Source organism: Streptomyces sp. NPDC002306 (assembly GCF_053593435.1).
In genome coordinates this window covers 379,782-397,796 of sequence record NZ_JBSFCK010000001.1, presented here as the reverse complement: position 1 = coordinate 397,796, position 18,015 = coordinate 379,782, and the positions used below count along the sequence as shown (strand labels likewise).

General features: G+C 73.1%; 16 protein-coding genes. 7 read left to right on the top strand and 9 right to left on the bottom strand.

The window, feature by feature from the left end:
• The first annotated feature begins 20 nt into the window (after positions 1–20).
• Positions 21–854 carry a phospholipid scramblase-related protein gene (locus tag ACWCQK_RS01740; protein ID WP_451150722.1) on the top strand — a complete coding sequence of 278 codons (834 nt, stop codon included), beginning with the start codon at positions 21–23 and terminating at the stop codon, positions 852–854.
• Between the two features lie 165 nt (positions 855–1,019).
• Here the strand turns inward: ACWCQK_RS01740 and ACWCQK_RS01735 are convergent, their stop codons facing one another.
• Positions 1,020–1,973, bottom strand: coding sequence for a hypothetical protein (locus ACWCQK_RS01735; protein ID WP_451150720.1), 954 nt, complete (start codon positions 1,971–1,973; stop codon positions 1,020–1,022).
• Entirely contained in the window at positions 1,970–2,842 is an 873-nt protein-coding gene (locus tag ACWCQK_RS01730; RefSeq protein ID WP_451150718.1) for a phosphatase PAP2 family protein, read from the bottom strand. Before ACWCQK_RS01730 ends, ACWCQK_RS01735 begins: the two co-directional genes overlap by 4 nt.
• A 227-nt stretch (positions 2,843–3,069) precedes the next feature.
• On the opposite strand from ACWCQK_RS01730, the gene ACWCQK_RS01725 reads away from it, so the two are divergent.
• Positions 3,070–3,684, top strand: coding sequence for a TetR/AcrR family transcriptional regulator C-terminal ligand-binding domain-containing protein (locus ACWCQK_RS01725; protein ID WP_451150716.1), 615 nt, complete (start codon positions 3,070–3,072; stop codon positions 3,682–3,684).
• A 195-nt stretch (positions 3,685–3,879) separates the two neighbouring features.
• Here the strand turns inward: ACWCQK_RS01725 and ACWCQK_RS01720 are convergent, their stop codons facing one another.
• The gene (locus ACWCQK_RS01720) at positions 3,880–4,860 is read right to left on the bottom strand and encodes a DUF2510 domain-containing protein (RefSeq protein ID WP_451150714.1); all 981 of its coding nucleotides are present in this window, start codon (positions 4,858–4,860) and stop codon (positions 3,880–3,882) included.
• Positions 4,861–5,168: 308 nt separating this feature from the next.
• On the opposite strand from ACWCQK_RS01720, the gene ACWCQK_RS01715 reads away from it, so the two are divergent.
• Entirely contained in the window at positions 5,169–7,850 is a 2,682-nt protein-coding gene (locus ACWCQK_RS01715) for an ATP-binding protein (protein WP_451150712.1), read from the top strand.
• Between the two features lie 51 nt (positions 7,851–7,901).
• On the opposite strand, the gene pcaDC is transcribed toward ACWCQK_RS01715, so the two are convergent.
• The 4 genes from pcaDC to pcaH are packed head-to-tail and all read right to left on the bottom strand — an operon-like array spanning position 7,902 to position 11,739.
• Positions 7,902–9,029 (bottom strand): bifunctional 3-oxoadipate enol-lactonase/4-carboxymuconolactone decarboxylase PcaDC, encoded by a 1,128-nt coding sequence (gene pcaDC / locus ACWCQK_RS01710; protein ID WP_451150710.1) that lies wholly within the window; start codon positions 9,027–9,029, stop codon positions 7,902–7,904.
• Positions 9,026–10,357 (bottom strand): 3-carboxy-cis,cis-muconate cycloisomerase, encoded by a 1,332-nt coding sequence (gene pcaB / locus ACWCQK_RS01705; RefSeq protein WP_451150708.1) that lies wholly within the window; start codon positions 10,355–10,357, stop codon positions 9,026–9,028. The genes pcaDC and pcaB overlap by 4 nt, the downstream gene beginning before the upstream one ends.
• The gene (pcaG, locus tag ACWCQK_RS01700; RefSeq protein WP_451150706.1) at positions 10,354–10,959 is read right to left on the bottom strand and encodes a protocatechuate 3,4-dioxygenase subunit alpha; all 606 of its coding nucleotides are present in this window, start codon (positions 10,957–10,959) and stop codon (positions 10,354–10,356) included. The genes pcaB and pcaG overlap by 4 nt, the downstream gene beginning before the upstream one ends.
• A 6-nt stretch (positions 10,960–10,965) precedes the next feature.
• Complete coding sequence (gene pcaH, locus ACWCQK_RS01695) at positions 10,966–11,739, bottom strand: protocatechuate 3,4-dioxygenase subunit beta (protein ID WP_451150704.1); 774 nt, start codon at positions 11,737–11,739, stop codon at positions 10,966–10,968.
• A 307-nt stretch (positions 11,740–12,046) separates the two neighbouring features.
• Here pcaH and ACWCQK_RS01690 point away from each other — a divergent pair, with 307 nt between their 5' ends.
• Complete coding sequence (locus ACWCQK_RS01690) at positions 12,047–12,511, top strand: MarR family winged helix-turn-helix transcriptional regulator (RefSeq protein ID WP_451150702.1); 465 nt, start codon at positions 12,047–12,049, stop codon at positions 12,509–12,511.
• 78 nt (positions 12,512–12,589) lie between these two features.
• Here the strand turns inward: ACWCQK_RS01690 and ACWCQK_RS01685 are convergent, their stop codons facing one another.
• Positions 12,590–13,606, bottom strand: a complete 1,017-nt coding sequence (locus ACWCQK_RS01685) for a DUF3048 domain-containing protein (protein WP_451150700.1) — start codon at positions 13,604–13,606, stop codon at positions 12,590–12,592.
• 333 nt (positions 13,607–13,939) lie between these two features.
• Between ACWCQK_RS01685 and ACWCQK_RS01680 the strand changes: the two genes are divergently transcribed.
• Both ACWCQK_RS01680 and ACWCQK_RS01675 read left to right on the top strand, forming a co-directional pair.
• Entirely contained in the window at positions 13,940–14,368 is a 429-nt protein-coding gene (locus ACWCQK_RS01680; protein ID WP_451150698.1) for a hypothetical protein, read from the top strand.
• 107 nt (positions 14,369–14,475) lie between these two features.
• On the top strand, positions 14,476–15,666 hold the full coding sequence (locus ACWCQK_RS01675; protein WP_451150696.1) for a zinc-dependent alcohol dehydrogenase: 1,191 nt from the start codon (positions 14,476–14,478) through the stop codon (positions 15,664–15,666).
• A gap of 54 nt (positions 15,667–15,720) precedes the next feature.
• Here ACWCQK_RS01675 and ACWCQK_RS01670 read toward each other — a convergent pair whose 3' ends face one another.
• Positions 15,721–16,791, bottom strand: a complete 1,071-nt coding sequence (locus ACWCQK_RS01670) for an ATP-dependent DNA ligase (RefSeq protein ID WP_451150694.1) — start codon at positions 16,789–16,791, stop codon at positions 15,721–15,723.
• 73 nt (positions 16,792–16,864) lie between these two features.
• Between ACWCQK_RS01670 and ligD the strand changes: the two genes are divergently transcribed.
• Entirely contained in the window at positions 16,865–18,007 is a 1,143-nt protein-coding gene (gene ligD, locus ACWCQK_RS01665; RefSeq protein ID WP_451150692.1) for a non-homologous end-joining DNA ligase, read from the top strand.
• Positions 18,008–18,015 lie beyond the last annotated feature (8 nt).

The window sequence follows — 18,015 nt, the reverse complement described above, 5'->3', positions numbered from 1 at the left end:
GCGCAGGGTAGTGTGCCCCGGTGACCACGCAATCGAACACTCCTCCAGGCTGGTACCCCGATCCGCAGGGGGCGCCCCAGACGCTCCGTTACTGGGACGGCGCGCAGTGGACCCAGCACACCCACGCGGACCAGCCGGGCGGTAAGACCCCTCCGGCGCCGCAGGTGCCGCACCAGCAGGCCGGCCCCGACCCGCGCGTGCAGCAGCAGCAGGTGCAGCAGGAAGCCGGCGTCGCCGCGAGCGGCGCCGGCGGCGGCACGCTGTTCACCGAGCCGGTCCTGGTGGTGAACCAGAAGGCCAAGCTGATCGAGCTGACCAACGAGTACAAGGTCATGGATCAGAACGGCAACTCGCTCGGCTCGGTCGTCCAGGTCGGCCAGGGCGTGCTGAAGAAGATCCTGCGCTTCGTCTCCAGCATCGACCAGTTCCTCACGCACAAGCTGGAGATCCGGGACGCCTACGGCCAGCCCGTGCTGCTGCTCACGCGCCCGCGCAAGATATTCAAGTCACGGGTGGTCGTGCAGCGTCCGGACGGACAGCCGGTCGGCGAGATCGTCCAGCAGAACATGATCGGCAAGATCAACTTCGCCATCAACGCCAACGGCCAGAAGGTCGGTGCCGTCAAGGCGGAGAACTGGCGGGCCTGGAACTTCGCGATCGTCGACCACGCGGACAACGAGGTCGCCCGGATCACCAAGACCTGGGAGGGCCTCGCCAAGACCCTCTTCACGACCGCGGACAACTACGTCCTCCAGATCCACTACCAGCTGCCCGAGCCGCTGCTGAGCCTCGTGGTGGCGACGGCCCTGACGGTCGACACGGCCCTGAAGCAGGACTCGCGGGGTCTGGGCTGACGCCGGTGACGGCGGGGGGCCGGGCCGGAGACGCGGGGGGATCCTCGTGCACCGTACGCGTACGGGGTGCGGGATCCCGTAGGCCGTACGCCGCAGCCCGGATGCGGGGGCGTGCGGGGTGCCGCGTCATGTGCTCCGGCACCCCCGCACCCACCCGCGGACGGCTCACAGCCGTGTGAGGTGTCCCGGGTCCGGCTGCCTGGGGATCAGCGCCGCGGTGGCCGATGCCGCTTCCGCCTCCAGGGCCAGCACCGCGGCCACCGGATGTTCCTCGTCGACCGGAGCGGACAGGTCCGGCCGGTCCGGTGCCGTGCGCGCCAGCAGGACGACACCCCACGAGGCGAGTCCCGCCCCCGCCAGCGCGAGCAGGACGCCCGCCGGCCCGCCCTGGAGACGTTCGCCCAGGAGCGCGAGGCCGATCACGGCGGCGGCCAGCGGATTCGCGAGCGTCACCACCGCCAGCGGCGCGCCCAGCCCGCCCCGGTAGGCGGTCTGCGACAGCAGCAGTCCACCCGCGGCGAACGCGGCGACGAGCAGTGCCACCCCGATCACCTGCACGCTGAGCACCGGGCCCGAGCGGTCGGTCGCGGCCACCGTCACGGTCTGGGTGAGCGCCGAGGCGACCCCGGAGGCGAAGCCGGAGGCGGTGGCGTGCCGCAGACCGGGCCGGGCGCCCGGCCGTGACAGCAGGCCGATGGCCGCCGCCGTCGCCGCGGCGACCGAGAGCGCCTCGGGCAGGCTCAGGACCTCGTCGGGCGCGGCGCCGGACGCCGTGACCAGGATCGCGCTCAGTCCGGCCAGGGTGTAGGCGGTGCCCCGCCACTCGTTCCGGCTGACCCGGCGTCCCGCGATGCGGGCGCCCAGCGGCACCGCCGCGACCAGGGTGAGCGCGCCGAGCGGCTGCACCACGGTGAGCGGGCCGTACTTGAGGGCCACGACGTGCAGCAGGGCGGCGCCCGCGTTGAGCGCGACCGAACTCCACCACGCGCCGGTGCTCAGCAGCCGGAGCGTGCCGGAACCGGAGGTGCGGGCGGCGAGGCGTTCCTGGGCGACGGCCGCGGCCGCGTAGGCGACGGCGGAGAACAGCGACAGGACGACGGAGAGCAGGGTGGCGTTCACCGGCCCGCCCCTGCCAGCGCGTGCTTCTCGGACGGCGTGAGGGCGGCCTCGGCCGGGAGGAGGCTCTTGGCCTGGAGGAGGTCTCCGGCCGGGAGCAGTTCCTCGGCCGGGACGAGCGTGCCGCGGCGGCGTCCCGCGGTGGTGGTCGTGCGGTGCGGCAGGTGGATCACCGCGAGCGCGATGCCGAGCAGGGCGCCGGCCGCGAGCGCGTCCAGCCAGTAGTGGTTCGCGGTGCCGACGATCACCAGCAGGGTGACCAGCGGATGCAGCAGCCACAGCCAGCGCAGGCGCGAGCGGGTCGCGGCGATCAGGCCGATGGCCACCATGAGTGCCCAGCCGAAGTGCAGCGACGGCATCGCGGCGAACTGGTTCGACAGGTGGTCGTCGGCCGGCGGCCCGTACACCGACGGGCCGTACAGCCGCGCGGTGTCGAGGAGACCCGTCGCCGTGAGCATCCGCGGCGGGGCCAGCGGGAAGGCGAGGTGCAGCGCCAGGGCGGCCGCGGTGAGCGCGGCCAGGACCCGGCGGGCCCAGACGTAGTGCGCGGGGCGGCGCAGGTAGAGCCAGATCAGGAAGCCGACGGTGACGGGGAAGTGGACCGTCGCGTAGTAGGTGTTCGCGAGGTGTACCGCCGCGTCGCCGTGCAGCAGGACGCCCTGCACGGAGCCCTCGCCGGGCAGATGGACCGCTCGTTCCAGGTCCCACACGCGGTGCGCGTTGTGGAAGGCCTCGCCGGTATGGCCTGTCGCCAGTTGCCGGCCGAACTTGTAGACGAGGAAGAGTCCTGCGACGAGCAGGAACTCGCGGATGAGCGGTGGCCGCGCTATCGCGTCGGGCTCCGCCTCTGCAGGCTCGGTACGGGCATTCATCCCCCGGCCCCTTTGCTGACGGTGGTGCGTGTGCTGGTGCTGCGAGCCCGTGGGGCTCGTGGTGGGCTGCGTACGCGTGGATGTGTATGGAATCGATACGTCGTCGTACCGATACGCCAGTGTACCGATACGTTGGAGTACCGGTACACTGGCGTATCGATTGACATGCGCCACACTGGAGAAGGGCCCGGCGGGCCCGTCGGACACCAGCGAGGAGAAGAGAGCCGATGACGTCGCAGGCCGCGGACGAACCGGAAACGGTCGTCGCCTCGCGCCGCTCCAAACTCACGCGGGAGCGCGAGCAGGAGTTCTTCGACGCCGTCCTCGAACAGATCAGGCAGTGCGGCTACGACTCCGTCACCATGGAGGGCGTCGCGGTCAGCACCCGGTGCAGCAAGTCCACGCTCTACCGGCAGTGGAAGACGAAGCCCCAGTTCGTGGCGGCGGCGCTGCGCTCCACCCGCCAGGGGCGCTACACGGGCATCGACACCGGCTCGCTCGCCGGCGACCTGCGCGAGGTGGCGTGGGCCGCGGGCGACTGGTCCGGCAAGGACACCAGGCTCCTGCAGGCGCTCGGCCACGCGGTCACGATGGACCGGGAACTTCAGCAGGCGCTGCGCGAGACGCTGGTGGAGCCCGAGATCGCCGCGCTGGAGAAGATCCTGCGGCGGGGCGTGGAGCGAGGCGAGATCGCGGCCGACCATCCGGCGCTGGAGTACGTACCGGCCATGATGTTCGGCGTCCTGCGGGTACGTCCCGTGCTGGCCGGCGAGTACGCCTGCGGGGAGTACCTTCTCCGGTTCGTGGAGGCCGCCGTGCTGCCGGCACTCGGCCTCACCTGATACCCAGGCCGCCGTCCACGGGATGACTGGACGGTGACCTGCTCGCGCCGCACCGTGGGGACGGGGGCGGCGCGCACCCCCCGGCCGGGTGGGGTTCCTCTTGAGCGGAGAGGCGCCCCACCCGGCCGACTGGTATCCCCGGGGTGTCCGGGCCGGCCGATGTCCATGACTGGCCGGACGGTGTACCCGGGTCGGTCAGACGTCCTGGCCGTTGCCGCTGCCGGTCGCCACCTTGATGCCCTTGGTGACCTCGTCGAGCACCGACAGCTTCTGGTCGGTGTCTAGGCCGAAGCGGACCACCACGATCCGCGCGGGGTTCGCCGGTGCGGGGAACGCCAGCGACTCGACGTAGCCGTCGGCCCCCTTGCTCGTGACCGCCTTCCAGCGGACGAGGTAGCCCTTCTGCCCGGCCACCGTGACCGCCTTGGAGGCCAGCACCTGGTGCGAGGTGATCTTCCCGTAGGCCTCGCCGCCGTAGGACTCCTCGGCACTCGCGGAGATGTCCGCCTTGGCGACGGCCTCGGCCGTGGTGCCGGCCACGCCCAGCGCCGCGGCCGGTGCCGAGTAGGCGCCGCCCTTGGTGCACCGCTTGGAGGTGTCGCCGGGGCAGTCGTAGGAGTCGTTGGACGTGACCGTCGCGCCCACCGTGCTCTCCTGGCCGTACCAGCCGTCCGGGATGGGGATGCTGATGCCGCTCACCGCGTCGGTGACCGAGCCGCTCTCGATCCTGGGAGCCTGCGACCCGTCGGGCGCCGGCGAGGGGCCGTCCGAGCCGCCGGAACCACCGGGGCCGCCCTGGCCACCCGACTCGCCGAAGGGTCCGCCGTCGGCGCCCTGCCCCTGCCGAGCGCCGGTGTCGCCGCCGTCGTCCTTGGTCAGCGCGTACACGCCGACACCGATGCTCGCGAGCACCGCGACGGCGACCGCGACGGCTATGCCGGTCCGCAGCCCGCGCCGCCGGCCGCCCCCGGGCTGTGCCGGATACACCGGATAGGGCGAAGTCCCCCAGTAGGCCCCGTCGCCCGACGGCTGCGTCGGGGGACCCCATCCGGCGGCCTCGCCCGCGAGGCGGGTCTGGTCCGTCCACGTCCTGCCGTCCCACCAGCGTTCGGTGGCGGGACCGTCACTTTTCTGCCCGGGGTCGGGATACCAGCCGGGAGGAGTCGCCTGCGTCATGACACCACCGTATGAGGCATCGGTGAAAGAGGGATGAGAGGACCCCCCTCCGGTTTCCGCCCGCTCCCGCGGGCCGGTCGCTCCGCCCCCGGTGACCCAGGCCCCCACTGGCGTGAACCCGACGTCAAGGGGCCGCCCGCCGACGGTCGTTGACGCTCCGGGCGGCCCCCGCAGGCCTTTCGTGCCGTCCGGGCGCGTGAGCCGTCACCCTTCGCGGCAACAGGTACCCGGACCGGCCTCCGCTTCGCGGGCCGTACGGCTACGCTCGAGATCTGTACGTCGTTCGGGCGACTCGGGGAGGTAGCGGGATGACGGAGGTCAGGCCCCCGGCGGTCGCCTCGGCTCCCCTGTGGGAGCGCGACAGGGAAGTCGCCGCCCTCGTGCGAGCGGTGGACACCCTGTGCGCCGACCGCTCGTCCCCGGGCAGCCTGCTGGTGTTACGGGGCGAGGCGGGACTCGGCAAGACCGCGCTGCTGGCCGAGACCCGTCGCATCGCCGAGGCCCGTGGCTGCGCCGTCTGGTCCGCCCGCGGCGGCGAGACCCTGAGGTCCGTCCCCTTCAACGTCGTACGCCAGCTGCTCCAGCCCGCCCTGGTGTCCCTGCTGCCGGAGGAGGCCAGGGAGTACCTCGGCGACTGGTACGACATCGCGGGCCCCGCCCTCGGCATAACGGACCCCGGTGGGCGCCGCGCCGACCCGCAGGGCGTGTGCGACGGTCTCGTCGCCGCCGTACGCAGGCTCGCCAGGCGCGACTGGCCGCTCGTCCTGCTGGTCGACGACGCCCACTGGGCGGACCAGGAGACCCTGCGCTGGCTCAGCGCGTTCGCCGAACGCCTCGACGACCTGTCCGTCCTCGTCGTGGTGGCCCGCCGGCCCGGCGAGGTCAGCGGGGAGAGCGCCCGCCTGCTGGACACGGTCGCCGCCGCGGTGGGCGGCCCCGTCACCAGCCTCAGCGCGCTGACCCCGGACGCCGTCGCCGGTCTCACCCGGGCCACGCTCGGCCCGCACGCCGACGCCCCGTTCTGCCGCGAGGTGTGGGCCGTCACCGGAGGCAACCCCTACGAGACGATCGAACTGCTGGTCAAGGTGCAGGACAGCGAGCTGGAGCCCGCCGAGTCCTCGGCCGGCGAGCTGCGTGCCCTGAACCGCTCGGCCCGCGGCGGCGGCCTCGTCGCCCGGCTGGAACAGCTGGGTATCGACGCCACCCGGTTCGCCTGGGCCGCGGCCATCCTCGGCACCGGCATCTCCGTCGACCTGGTGGCCCGGCTCGCCACGATGCGCCGGGACGACGCCGTGCGCTGCGCCGAACTGCTGCGCAGCGCCCGCATCCTGACCGAACCCGACCGCGCGGCGGGCCCGACGGAGGAGGGCGACCTCCAGTTCCTCCACCCGCTGATCGGCTCCGCCGTCTACAACTCGATCCCGGACGCCCTGCGCACCGCCATGCACGGCATCGCCGCCCAGGTCGTCACCGACTCGGGGCTGGGCGCGGCCGCCGCCGCGCGCCATCTGCTCCAGGTCCACCCGGACGACGACGAGGAACTCGTCGAGCAGCTGCGCGAGGCCGCCCGTGAACACCTCGCCGTCGGCGCCCCGGACGCGGCCCGGCGCTGTCTGGAACGCGCCCTGCTGGAACCGCCCCGGCCCGAGGTCCACGCGCGCGTGCTCTACGAACTCGGCTGCGCGGCCCTGCTGACCGCGCCCGCCCGGACCATCGGCCATCTGCGGGCCGCGCTCGGCATGCCCGGCCTCGGCGGCGCCGAACGTGTCGACGCCGTCTTCCGCCTCTCCCAGGCACTGCTCCACAACGACCAACTGGAGGAGGCCGTACGCACCGTCGAGGCGGAGGCCGCCCGGCACCGGGCCGGCCCCTCCCGGATGCGGTTGCAGGCCGTGCAGTACATGTGGGACGGCATCCACGGCGAGACGGCCTCACCGGGCCGCGCGGAGCGCCTCGCGGAACTCGCCCGCACCTGCACCGGCCGCGACAACTCCGAGCGCGCCCTGCTCATCCTGCGCGCCTTCGACGCGATGGCCCACGGGGAGAACGCCGAGGAGGTCGTCGAGTTCGGCGACCGCGCCCTCGTCAACGGCCGCCTCGCCCCGGGCCTCGGCTGGACCGACACCGAGTGGGGCGTCGAACTGCTGATGATGCTGGGCAGTTCGTACGCCTACGCCGACCGGCTCGACCGCGCCGAGAGCCTGTTCGCCGAGGCCCTGCGCGCCTACACCACCGCGGGCTGGAGCGGTGGCCACCTCGCCCTGGCCAACGCGTTCCTCGGCCTCGCCTACCGCAGGCAGGGCCGGCTGCGGGACGCCGAGACCATCCTGCGCGAGTCGCTGCGGCTGGCCGAGCGGGTCGGCCGCGGCCTGCCCCTGTACTGGTCGGCGACCTGCGGACTGATCGACACGCTGCTGGCCCGCGGTCATGTCGAGGAGGCCTGGTCGGTCGCCGGGCGCTACGGCTTCGCCCCGCCCTACCCGTCGACCATCGTGCTGCCCGACACCCGCTCCGTGCGGGGCCGCCTGCTGCTCGCCACCGGACATACCAAGGACGGCATTAACGAACTGGAGGCCGCCGAGAAGGCGGCCGAGGCGCGCGGCGGCCACAACCCGGTACTGGCCCCGTGGACCGTCGATCTCGCCCGGGCGCTGGCGGTCGAGGATCCGGCCCGGGCCGCCCGGCTCGCCGCCGACGCCCGGCGGCAGGCCGAACGCTTCGGCACGGACACCGCCATCGGCGAGGCCCTGCGCTGTGCCGCCGCCCTGGAGACCGGTCAGCGCGCGGTCCGGCTGGCCGGCCAGGCCGTCGCCTATCTGGAGTCCTCGCCCTGCCAGTACGAACACGCCGCGGCCCGCGTCGAGTACGGCATCGCCGCCCGCTCGGTGGCGGACCTCAACCGGGGCCTGGCACTGGCCCGCTCGTGCGGCGCGGACGGTCTGGCCGCACAGGCGCGGGAGGCACTGGACACGGGGCGCGGACTGCGCTGACGTAGCGGGTGCGGCGGGTGCCGGCGGGTGCCTCCGGCGGACGGGCTGGGGTCACTCCCGGCTCTCGTCCTCCTCGGCCAGTACGCGCTGGGCCGTCGCGAAGGCCGAGTTCGCCGCCGGCACCCCGCAGTACACGGCCGACTGCATCAGGACCGCGCCGATCTCCTCGGGGGTGAGCCCGTTGCGCCGCGCCGCTCTTACGTGCAGGGCCAGTTCGTCGTGGTGGCCGTGTGCCACCAGCGCCGTCAGGGTGATCATGCTGCGCTCGCGGCGGCTGAGCGTCGGGTCGGTCCAGATCTCCCCCCACGCGTAGCGCGAGATGAAGTCCTGGAAGCGCGCGGTGAACGGGGTCTGCCGGGACTGCGCGCGGTCCACGTGCGCGTCGCCGAGGACCTCGCGCCGTACCGCCATCCCGCGCCGGACACCGCCGTCGAGGTGCGCCCGCAGCGCCGTCAGCACGGCCTGCGGGCACTGCGCGGGCGCCAGGTGCGAAGCGCCGGGCAGTTCCACGAGGGTGGCGTCCGGCACCGCGTCGGCGATCTCCCGCAGATGCGCGGGCGGGGTCGCCGGGTCCTGGCGGCCCGCGACCAGCAGGGTGCGCGGGGAGATCTCGCCGAGCCGCTCCCGCAGATCGAACGCGGCCAGCGCGTCACAGCACGCGGCGTACGCCGCCGGGTCGGCCTCCCGGTGGTCCCGGACCAGCCGCGGCACGGTGAACCCGGGCGTGAACCAGCGGGCGTCCGCGCCGTTCGCCAGTGCGGCCAGCCCCTCGCGCCGGACCAGCGCGGCCCGCTCCCGCCACGGCTTCGCGCCGTTGAAGTGCGCCGACGCGCAGATGACGGCGAGGGAGGAGACCCGGTCGGGGTGGTGCAGGGCGAGCTGCAGTCCCACCGCGCCGCCGAGCGACACGCCCGCGTACGCGAACCGGTCGACGCCGAGCGAGTCGGCGAGCGCGAGCACCAGATCCGCCAGGTCGCCGACGGTGGCGCCGGGACCGATGAGATCCGGTGCGGAACCACCGTGTCCGGGCAGGTCCCAGCGGACCACCCGATGGTTGACGGACAGCTCGGGGGCCACCTGGTCCCACAGCGCGTACGACGTGCCGAGCGACGGCCCGAGCAGCAGCGGGGGAGCGGAGGCGGGACCCTCGGTGAGGTGGTTGAGGAGAGTGGCGGTCAACGTCGCTCCAGGGCACGGTCGGTGAGGGCTCCGGCGGAGCCCGTGTAACGGGCGGGGTCGGTCGACTCGGTCAGGTCGACCGCCCTCAACTCGGGCTCCTCGGCGAGAAGTTCGGCCAGGGATCGACCCTCGGTGTGCGAGCGCCCGGCCAGGTCGGTGAGGAGTTCCCTGGCGCGGGACCGGCCCAGTACGTCGGCCAGTTCGGCCGACAGCCGCTCGGACACGATCGACCCGCGCGTCAGGCCGAGGTGTTCGCGCATGACATCGGGACGCACCCGCAGACCCCCGGCCAGTTCGGCGGCGTCCCGGGCGGCACCCCCGACCAGCCGCAGCAGCTCACGCAGCGGCTCCCACTCGGCGTGCCAGGCGCCGGCCGGCCGCTCGTCCTCCGCGGCCATCGACCCGTGGAGCGTGGCCGCGAGCTGCGGCGCCCGCCGGGCCGCCGCGGCGATCAGGGTGGCCCGTACGGGATTGGCCTTGTGCGGCATGGCCGAGGAACCCCCGCCGTCGCCCTCCGCGACCTCACCGATCTCGGTGCGGGCCAGGGTGAGCACGTCCACCGCCGTCTTGCCGAGCGCCCCGGCCGTGAAGGCCAGGCCCGACGCGAGGTCGGCGATCGGGGTACGGAGCGTGTGCCAGGGCAACACCGGTTCCCTGAGGCCGAGTTCGCGGGCATAGGCGGCGGGCAGGGCGAGGGCGTCGTCGGCGCCGTACACCGAGAAGGCGGCCAGCGTCCCCGCCGCGCCGCCGAGTTGCGCGGGCAGTCCGTCCCGTACGGCCGTCAGCCGGTCCCGCGCGTCGAGCACCAGCGACCGCCAGCCGGCCGCCTTCAGCCCGAACGTCGTGGGCACGGCGTGCTGGGTGAGCGTCCGGCCCGGCATCACGGTGTCGCGGTGGGCGGCCGCCAGCCCGGCCAGCGCCCGCTGCGTGCGGTCGAGGTCGGCGAGGACCGGGCCGAGCGTGCGCCGGGCGACCAGCATCGTCGCGGTGTCCATGATGTCCTGGCTGGTCGCACCCCGGTGGACGTAGGGGCCGTACTCCGCGCCGACCGCCGTCGTCAGCTCGGCGACCAGCGGGATGACCGGGTTCCCGCCGCCGCGGGCGCGCGCCGCGAGATCGCGTACGTCGAAGCCGGCGCCGTCGGCCGCCTCGGTCACCGCGGCCCCGGCCGCGGCCGGGGCCAGCCCCAGCGCGGCCTGCGCGCGGGTCAGCGCGGCCTCCGCGTCCAGCAGCGCCCGCAGATAGGCGGTGTCGGTGGTCGCGGCGGCGGCGTCGGAGCCCGCCCAGCCGGGGGCGAGCAGACCGGTGTCGGGTTCGGCAGGTGTCACTGGAACTCCAGGAAGACCGTCTCGCCTTCGCCCTGAAGGCGGATGTCGAAACGGTACGTGCCGTCGCCGCCGTCCCGGGCGATCAGCGTGTCGCGGCGCTCCGCCGCCAGCCGCGCGAGCAGCGGGTCGGCCGCGAGCGCCGTCTCGTCGCCCGGCAGGTAGATGCGGGTGAACAGGTGCACGAGCAGCCCGCGGGCGAAGAGGCACACGCTGAGGTACGGCGCGCTGTGTCCGCGTGCGCCGGGGCGCAGGGTGCGGGCGTACCAGTGTCCGTCGGCGTCGGTCTGGACGCGGCCCCAGCCGGTGAACTGCACGCCGTTGCGGCCGAGATGGCCGCCGGTCGCGGGATCGCGCCGGATCGAGCCGTCCACCCGTGGCACGGTGCCGTCCGGAGCGGCGCCCCACAGCTCCACGAGGGCGTCGGGCAGCGGCCGGCCCTCCCCGTCGTACACGTACCCCTGAAGGGTGACCGTGTCCGGGTGGCCGATCGGCGCGATGTCGCCGCCGCCGGGGAACGGCAGCGCGTATCCGTAGAACGGGCCGACCGTGTGCGACGGGGTGGGCGGCACGTTCCGCGGGCCGCTCGTCTCGGTCTCGGTCATGGCGGGTCAGCGTCCCTCTTCGATCCAAGTGGCGTGCGGTCCGTCGAGCACGATGTCCCAGTGGTAGCCGAGCGAGAACTCCGGCACGGACAGACCGTGGTCGTAGTCGGCGATCAGGCGCCGCCGGGCGGCGTCGTCCGTCACCGACTGGAGGATCGGGTCGTAGGCGAAGAGCGGGTCGTTCGGGAAGTACATCTGCGTCACCAGCCGCTGGGTGAACGCCGCGCCGAACACCGAGAAGTGGATGTGGGCCGGGCGCCAGGCGTTGACGTGGTTGCGCCACGGGTAGGGGCCCGGCTGGATCGTGGTGAAGCGGTAGTGGCCGTGGGCGTCGGTGAGGGTGCGGCCCACGCCGGTGAAGTGGGGGTCCAGCGGGGCGTCGTGCTGCTCACGCCGGTGGGCGTAGCGGCCGGCCGAGTTCGCCTGCCAGATCTCCACCAGCTGGCCGCGCACCGGGCGCCCGGCGCGGTCCAGCAGCCGGCCGGAGACGGTGATCCGCTCGCCGATCGGTGCCCCCTGGTGGTGCCGGGTGAGGTCGTTGTCGACCTCGGCGATGTCCCGCTCGCCGAACGCGGGGGAGGAGAGTTCCACCAGTTCCGGGTCCTGGGAGACATCGATGGTGACCGGCGGCTGTCTCGGGTGACGCAGCACCGAGGAACGGTAGGGGGCGTAGCCGCGTCGTGGGTGGTGTTCGACGGGACCGCCGTCGGCGACCCGCTTCTCGTACGCGGCGTGCTCGGCCGCGATCTCCCGGTCGATGTCCTGCTGGGTGAGAGCCATGGGGTTCCTAGCGGTTCCGGTGGGTTCCTGGCGGTCCGGGGCGGATCCTGGCGGGGCCCGGACGGCGGATCGGGGCCGAGTCTCCTGATCGCACATCAGTCAGGGCACTGAGTATTTCGGCGAGTCGTCCCTCACGCTGCCACCGGCGCCGTCGGGCGTCAAGACTTGAGGAAATGCCTTGGTCCGTAAGGTTCCAGGTCGCGCAGCCCGTATGCCCGTCCGCGAGAAGGCCGGGCCGCGTCCCGGTATTGTTCAGTGCACGAACTGATCCGAACCCCGGACGACGACCACGGGAGCGTGAGCGCGCATGGCCGCGGTGGACCTGACCACCCATCCCGGGCACCTGGCCCGGCGGCTCCAGCAGGCGCACCACCTGCTGTGGAACGCGATGGTCTCCGAGGAGATCACCTCGCCGCAGTTCGCGGTGCTCAACGCGCTCGTCGCCGAACCGGGCCTCGACCAGCGGACGGTGGGGGAGCGGGTCGGGCTGGACCGGTCCACCATCGCCGAGGTGATCAGCCGGCTCGGCCGGCGCGCACTGCTGGACAAGGTCCGCGACCCCCAGGACGGCCGCCGCTTCCTGCTGCGGCTGACGGACGACGGCCTGCGCGCCCACCGCAGACTGACCGTCCGCACGGCCCGGATGAACCAGGTCTTCCTGGCGCCGCTCTCCGCCGAGGAGCAGACCCGGTTCCTCGAACTGATCCGCCGGGTCTCGGACGCGGCCGAGGAACTGCGCGACCCGGCGCGCCCCTTGTCCGGCCAGAGCTGATCGCGTCCTCACGCCTTCAGGTCGTACGCCGCATCACGTCACGCTTCCACGCCCACACGCCCTAACGCCTTCACACCCTCACGCCTTTGCGAGCACCACCCACACCTGGCCCTTCGCGAAGTTCACCGGTGAGCCGTCCCCGGTCGTGAACGTGGTGCCGTCGGCGGCCGTCGACCGCTTCCAGTGGACGTCGTAGGCCCGCCCGTCGCGCAGCACCTGCGCCTTCCCGGAGCCCACCGTCTCGGTGTACGGCGTGTAGTTGCCGAGGACGTCGTGGTAGGCGGACTTGTGGATCTTCACGTACTGCACGACGACCGTCGCCGGCGCCACCCGCCTGCCGCCGTCGGTCACCGTCGGCGTCCCGTCCTGGGAGACCAGCCAGCGGTGCCGGTCGGCGGACCAGGTGAAGGTGAAGCGGGCGGAGGGGAAGCGGACCGTGCGCGTGCTGCTCGGCCGGCCGCCCTCGGGTGCGGCGCCGTAGTGGTAACCCGTGGTCAGCGCGTCCGGACCCGGAGCGGAGCGGACCAGCCGCTCCGGCCGGAGATACAGGTTGTGCGGCGCGAGATGGTCGGTGCCGCGGAAGTAGGCGCCGGACACCTTGCCGGGCGGCTCCGCGCGCAGCGGCGCGTCGTCGATCAGCGGCAGCAGCTTGCCCTGCGCACCGGAGAACGCGAGCGTCGGCCGGTCGAACTGGCCCAGCAGTTCCAGGTCGGACTCGCGGGCACTGCGCACCGGACCGACGACGTCAGGCAGCCGGGTGGCGTACACCGCCATCAGCCGGCTCAGCCCGCCCTCGACCTGCTCGACGTACACGACGTCCGCGGCGCTCAGGCCCTTCTGCGGCCGGGCCGCGCCCACATTGTCGATCTTCACGGCGAGCACCGGACCGCTGTTGCCCGGCTGCGACGGGCTCGCGGACCCGGTCGGTGTGTTCGATGCGGGCGGTGTGCTCCGTGCCGGTTCCTGCCCACGGCCCCGCCCGTCGTCGGACGGGGCGTGCGATGCCGAGCAGCCCGCCACCAGGGCGGCCGCCACCGTGGCGGCCAGCAGCGCCGTCGTCGACGCGGTACGCCGCGTGCGCCCTCTTCGTCCCATGCCCACCGTTGCCACCAAGTCCCGTGCCGTTGATCGTGCGCTTATAGGTTCATCGGTGCGTCTACCCGCTCGATCCTGTTTGCGCGCGCCGGCTGAGCCGATCGGCCCAGCCGATCTGTCCGGTCGGGCCGCCTGGTCGGGCCGCCCGGTCGGCCCGCCGGTCGGACCGCTCGGCCGGGGCGGCCTATTCCCGGACGTCCGGGTGACCCTCTTCACCGTATTTGTTTATTGTTCAACCACTCTGGTGTACGTAGGTTGAACACCGCCGGAACAACGGCCAGATTTCACCGCTCGCAGTCCCGCACCGAAGGGGCTGCGCAAGGAGGGAAGACCATGCAGAAGCTCATGAGGCGTCTCACGACCGCGGGCCTTTCCGTCGCGGTCGTCGGAGCTGCGCTCCTCGGCTCGGGCAGCTTCGCGACCGCCGCGCCGCAGACAGCCGGGCCCACCCTCGCCCGGCAGTCAGTGGCCGAGGACGTACGGTCCGTCAGCGCCCACCACGGGCGTCACGGCCACGGTGGCGGTCATCACGGCCATGGCGGCGGTCATCACGGTCGTGACGGCGGCCCGCACGGACTCCGGCTCGACGGCCGCAACCACCGTGGACACGCGAGCGTGTACGACGCTCACGGGTCCGCGGACGGGCGGGAAGCGGCGGACGTCCGCTCCGACCCCTGGGTCGCCGGCCAACTGGCACCGGCCGACCCCTGGATCGCGGATCAGCTGGTGCTGGTCCCGCCGTTCGACGAGGGCGCCCGGTAGCGCGCCGCCGCCCGCGGGCCGGCCGCGGTTCGGTGTGTGCCCCACGGGTACCCGGGCGCCACGCACCGGGCGGAGACTCCGCGGTGTGCCGGAGGGAGCGCTACGCGATGAAGGCAGTGACGTGGCAGGGCAAGCGGGACGTGCGCGTGGAGGACGTGCCCGACCCGACGATCCAGGAACCGACGGATGCCGTCATCCGCATCACCTCCACCGGACTGTGCGGTTCCGACCTGCATCTCTACGAGGTCCTCACGCCGTTCATGACACCGGGCGACATCCTCGGCCACGAACCCATCGGTATCGTCGAGGAGGTCGGCGCGGGAGTACCCGACCTGATGGCCGGCGACCGGGTCGTGGTGCCGTTCCAGATCGCCTGCGGCAACTGCTGGATGTGCCTCGAAGGGCTCCCGACCCAGTGCGAGACCACGCAGGTCACCGGTGAGCACATGGGCGCCGCCCTGTTCGGCTACACCCGCCTCTACGGCGCGGTGCCGGGGGCCCAGGCCGAGTATCTGCGCGTACCGCAGGCGCAGTTCGGACCCGTCAAGCTGCCGGAAGGGCCGCCGGACGACCGCTTCGTCTACCTGTCCGACGTCCTGCCCACCGCGTGGCAGGCGGTCGCCTACGCCGGCCTCAAGCCGGGGGCCGACGTCGCCGTGCTCGGGCTCGGGCCCATCGGTGAGATGGCCTGCCGGGTCGCCCAGGTGCGCGGGGCCGGACGGGTGTTCGGCGTGGACCTGGTCACGGAGCGGCTGCGCCGGGCCCGCGAGCGCGGTGTCGAGACGTTCGACCTCAGGGATTTCGACAGCGAGAAGGAACTGCTCACCGCGATCCGCGACCGGACCGACGGCCGCGGTCCCGACGCCGTCATCGACGCGGTGGGCACGGAGGCGCACGGCAGCGCCGCCGCCCGGCTCGCCCAGCAGGCCACGACCCTGCTGCCCCGGAAGGTGAGCGGCCCGCTCGCGGACCACTTCAGCGTGGACCGGCTCGCGGCCTTCCACACCGCCATCGAACTCGTCCGCCGCGGCGGCACGATCTCGATCGTGGGCGTGTACGGCGGCACGTCCGACCCGATCCCCATGCTCACCCTGTTCGACAAGCAGATCCAGATCCGGATGGGCCAGGCCAACGTGCGCCGCTGGGTCGACGAGATCCTGCCGTACCTGTCGGACGAGGACCCGCTGGGCGTCGACGACTTCGCCACCCACCGGCTGCCGCTGAGCGAGGCGGCGCACGCCTACGAGATGTTCCAGCGCAAGCAGGACGGCGCAGTGAAGATCCTCATGCACCCGTGATCATCATGCACTGGTGCTCCACCGCGCCCGTGACCAAGCGCCCGCGAAGTCCGGTCAGCCCGGAGAGCCGAGGATCTCCGTGAGGTCGTAGCGCACCGGCTCCTCCAGTTGCGCGTACGTGCAGCTCTCCGGCGTGCGGTCCGGGCGCCAGCGGCGGAAGCGCGCCGTGTGCCGGAAACGGGCTCCGTTCTCCATGTGGTCGTACGCCACCTCGGCCACCCGCTCCGGCCGCAGCGGCACCCAGGACAGGTCCTTCTTGCCCGACCAGCGGCTGGGCGCGCCCGGCAGCCGGGCGCTCTCATGGGCCGCCTCGTCCGACCAGGCGGCCCACGGATGGCCCTCGGCGTCCGCCATGCGCAGCGGCTCCAGCTCCGCCACCAGCTCGGCCCGCCGCTTCATGGCGAAGGCGGCGGACACCCCGACGTGCTGAAGGGCGCCGTGCTCGTCGTACAGGCCCAGCAGCAGGGAGCCCACGACGGGACCGCTCTTGTGGAAGCGGTAACCGGCGACGACCACGTCCGCCGTCCGCTCGTGCTTGATCTTGAACATCGCCCGCTCGTTCTGGAGATAGCGCAGTGTGAGCGGCTTGGCGATGACCCCGTCCAGGCCCGCCCCCTCGTACTGCTCGAACCACTGCCGCGCCACCTCGATGTCCGTGGTCGCCGGGGCCAGGTGCACGGGCGCCGTCACTCCGGACAACGCCGTGTCCAACAGCGCCCTACGGTCGCTGAGCGGCACGTCGAGCAGTGACTCGTCGGCGAGCGCCAGCAGGTCGAAGGCGACGAAGGACGCCGGGGTCCGCTCGGCGAGTGTCCGCACCCGGGAGGCGGCCGGATGGATGCGTTCGGTGAGCGCGTCGAAGTCGAGCCGGCCCTCGCGCGCGATCACGATCTCCCCGTCCAGTACGCACCGCTCGGGCAGCCGCTCCGCCAACGCCTCGACCAGCTCGGGAAAGTACCTGGTCAGTGTCTTGCCGGTGCGGCTGCCGAGCTCGACCTCGGGTCCGTCGCGGAACACCACCGCCCGGAAGCCGTCCCACTTCGCCTCGTACTGCATGTCCGGCGGAATGCTCGCCACCGACTTGGCGAGCATCGGCTTCACGGGCGGCATGACAGGCAGATCCATGGGCCCATTCTTCTCGCATACGTTCGCTCACGCCCGGTGTGCGAGGTATCCGCGGGAGGCCTACGGTGGCCGCATGGGTGACGCGGTGGAACTGGAAGCGGGCGGCCGGACCGTACGGCTGTCCAGCCCCGGCAAGATCTTCTTCCCGGAGCGCGGCTTCACGAAGCTGGACCTCGCCGAGTACTACCGGGCCGTCGCCCCCGGCATCCTGCGTGCCCTGCGCAACCGCCCCACCACCCTGGAGCGCTACCCCGACGGGGTGACCGGCGAGTCCTTCTTCCAGAAGCGCGCGCCGAAGAACATGCCCGACTGGATCCCGACGGCCCACATCACCTTTCCCAGCGGACGCAGTGCCGACGAGATGTGTCCCACCGAGGAGGCGGCCGTCCTGTGGGCTGCGCAGTACGGCACCCTCACCTTCCACCCCTGGCCGGTGCGCGCCGACGACGTCGACAGCCCCGACGAACTCCGTATCGACCTCGATCCGCAGCCCGGCACCGACTACGACGACGCCGTCCGCGCCGCCCACGAACTGCGCGCCGTCCTCGACGAGTTCGGCGGCCTGCGCGGCTGGCCCAAAACGTCCGGCGGCCGTGGCCTGCACGTCTTCGTCCCCATCGCACCCCGCTGGACCTTCACCCAGGTCCGCCGGGCCGCGATCGCGGCCGGGCGGGAGCTGGAGCGCCGGATGCCGGACCGGGTGACGACCAAGTGGTGGAAGGAGGAGCGGGGGGAGCGGATCTTCGTGGACTACAACCAGACGGCGCGCGACCGCACGATCGCCTCCGCCTACTCGGTACGGCCCCGCCCGCACGCCCCCGTCTCCGCCCCCCTGCGCTGGGAGGAGGTGGACAGCGCGCGCCCCCAGGACTTCGACCTCGCGACGATGCCCGCGCGCTTCGCCGAACTCGGTGACGTCCACGCCGACATGGACGACCACGCCTTCTCCCTCGACGCGCTGCTCGACCTGGCGGCGAAGGACGAACGCGACCACGGGCTCGGTGATCTGCCGTATCCACCGGAGTACCCGAAGATGCCGGGAGAGCCCAAGCGGGTGCAGCCGAGCCGCGCGCGACGGGAGGAGGGTGCGCCGGCCTCACCGCCGGACACGAAGGACTCCGGCGACCGCGACGGCTCCGACGACTCCAGGGACTCCAAGGCTTCCAGGGGTTCCAAGGCGTCCAAGGCCTCCGGTGACCGCGAGGACCGGTCGTGACGCGGGCG

Coding starts and splice junctions, on each gene's coding strand:
- ACWCQK_RS01730 (WP_451150718.1), bottom strand. CDS start 2,842: ATGAATGCCCGTACCGAGCCTGCAGAGGCGGAGCCCGACGCGATAGCG.
- ACWCQK_RS01725 (WP_451150716.1), top strand. CDS start 3,070: ATGACGTCGCAGGCCGCGGACGAACCGGAAACGGTCGTCGCCTCGCGC.
- ACWCQK_RS01720 (WP_451150714.1), bottom strand. CDS start 4,860: ATGACGCAGGCGACTCCTCCCGGCTGGTATCCCGACCCCGGGCAGAAA.
- ACWCQK_RS01715 (WP_451150712.1), top strand. CDS start 5,169: ATGACGGAGGTCAGGCCCCCGGCGGTCGCCTCGGCTCCCCTGTGGGAG.
- pcaG (WP_451150706.1), bottom strand. CDS start 10,959: ATGACCGAGACCGAGACGAGCGGCCCGCGGAACGTGCCGCCCACCCCG.
- pcaH (WP_451150704.1), bottom strand. CDS start 11,739: ATGGCTCTCACCCAGCAGGACATCGACCGGGAGATCGCGGCCGAGCAC.
- ACWCQK_RS01690 (WP_451150702.1), top strand. CDS start 12,047: ATGGCCGCGGTGGACCTGACCACCCATCCCGGGCACCTGGCCCGGCGG.
- ACWCQK_RS01685 (WP_451150700.1), bottom strand. CDS start 13,606: ATGGGACGAAGAGGGCGCACGCGGCGTACCGCGTCGACGACGGCGCTG.
- ACWCQK_RS01680 (WP_451150698.1), top strand. CDS start 13,940: ATGCAGAAGCTCATGAGGCGTCTCACGACCGCGGGCCTTTCCGTCGCG.
- ACWCQK_RS01675 (WP_451150696.1), top strand. CDS start 14,476: ATGAAGGCAGTGACGTGGCAGGGCAAGCGGGACGTGCGCGTGGAGGAC.
- ACWCQK_RS01670 (WP_451150694.1), bottom strand. CDS start 16,791: ATGGATCTGCCTGTCATGCCGCCCGTGAAGCCGATGCTCGCCAAGTCG.
- ligD (WP_451150692.1), top strand. CDS start 16,865: ATGGGTGACGCGGTGGAACTGGAAGCGGGCGGCCGGACCGTACGGCTG.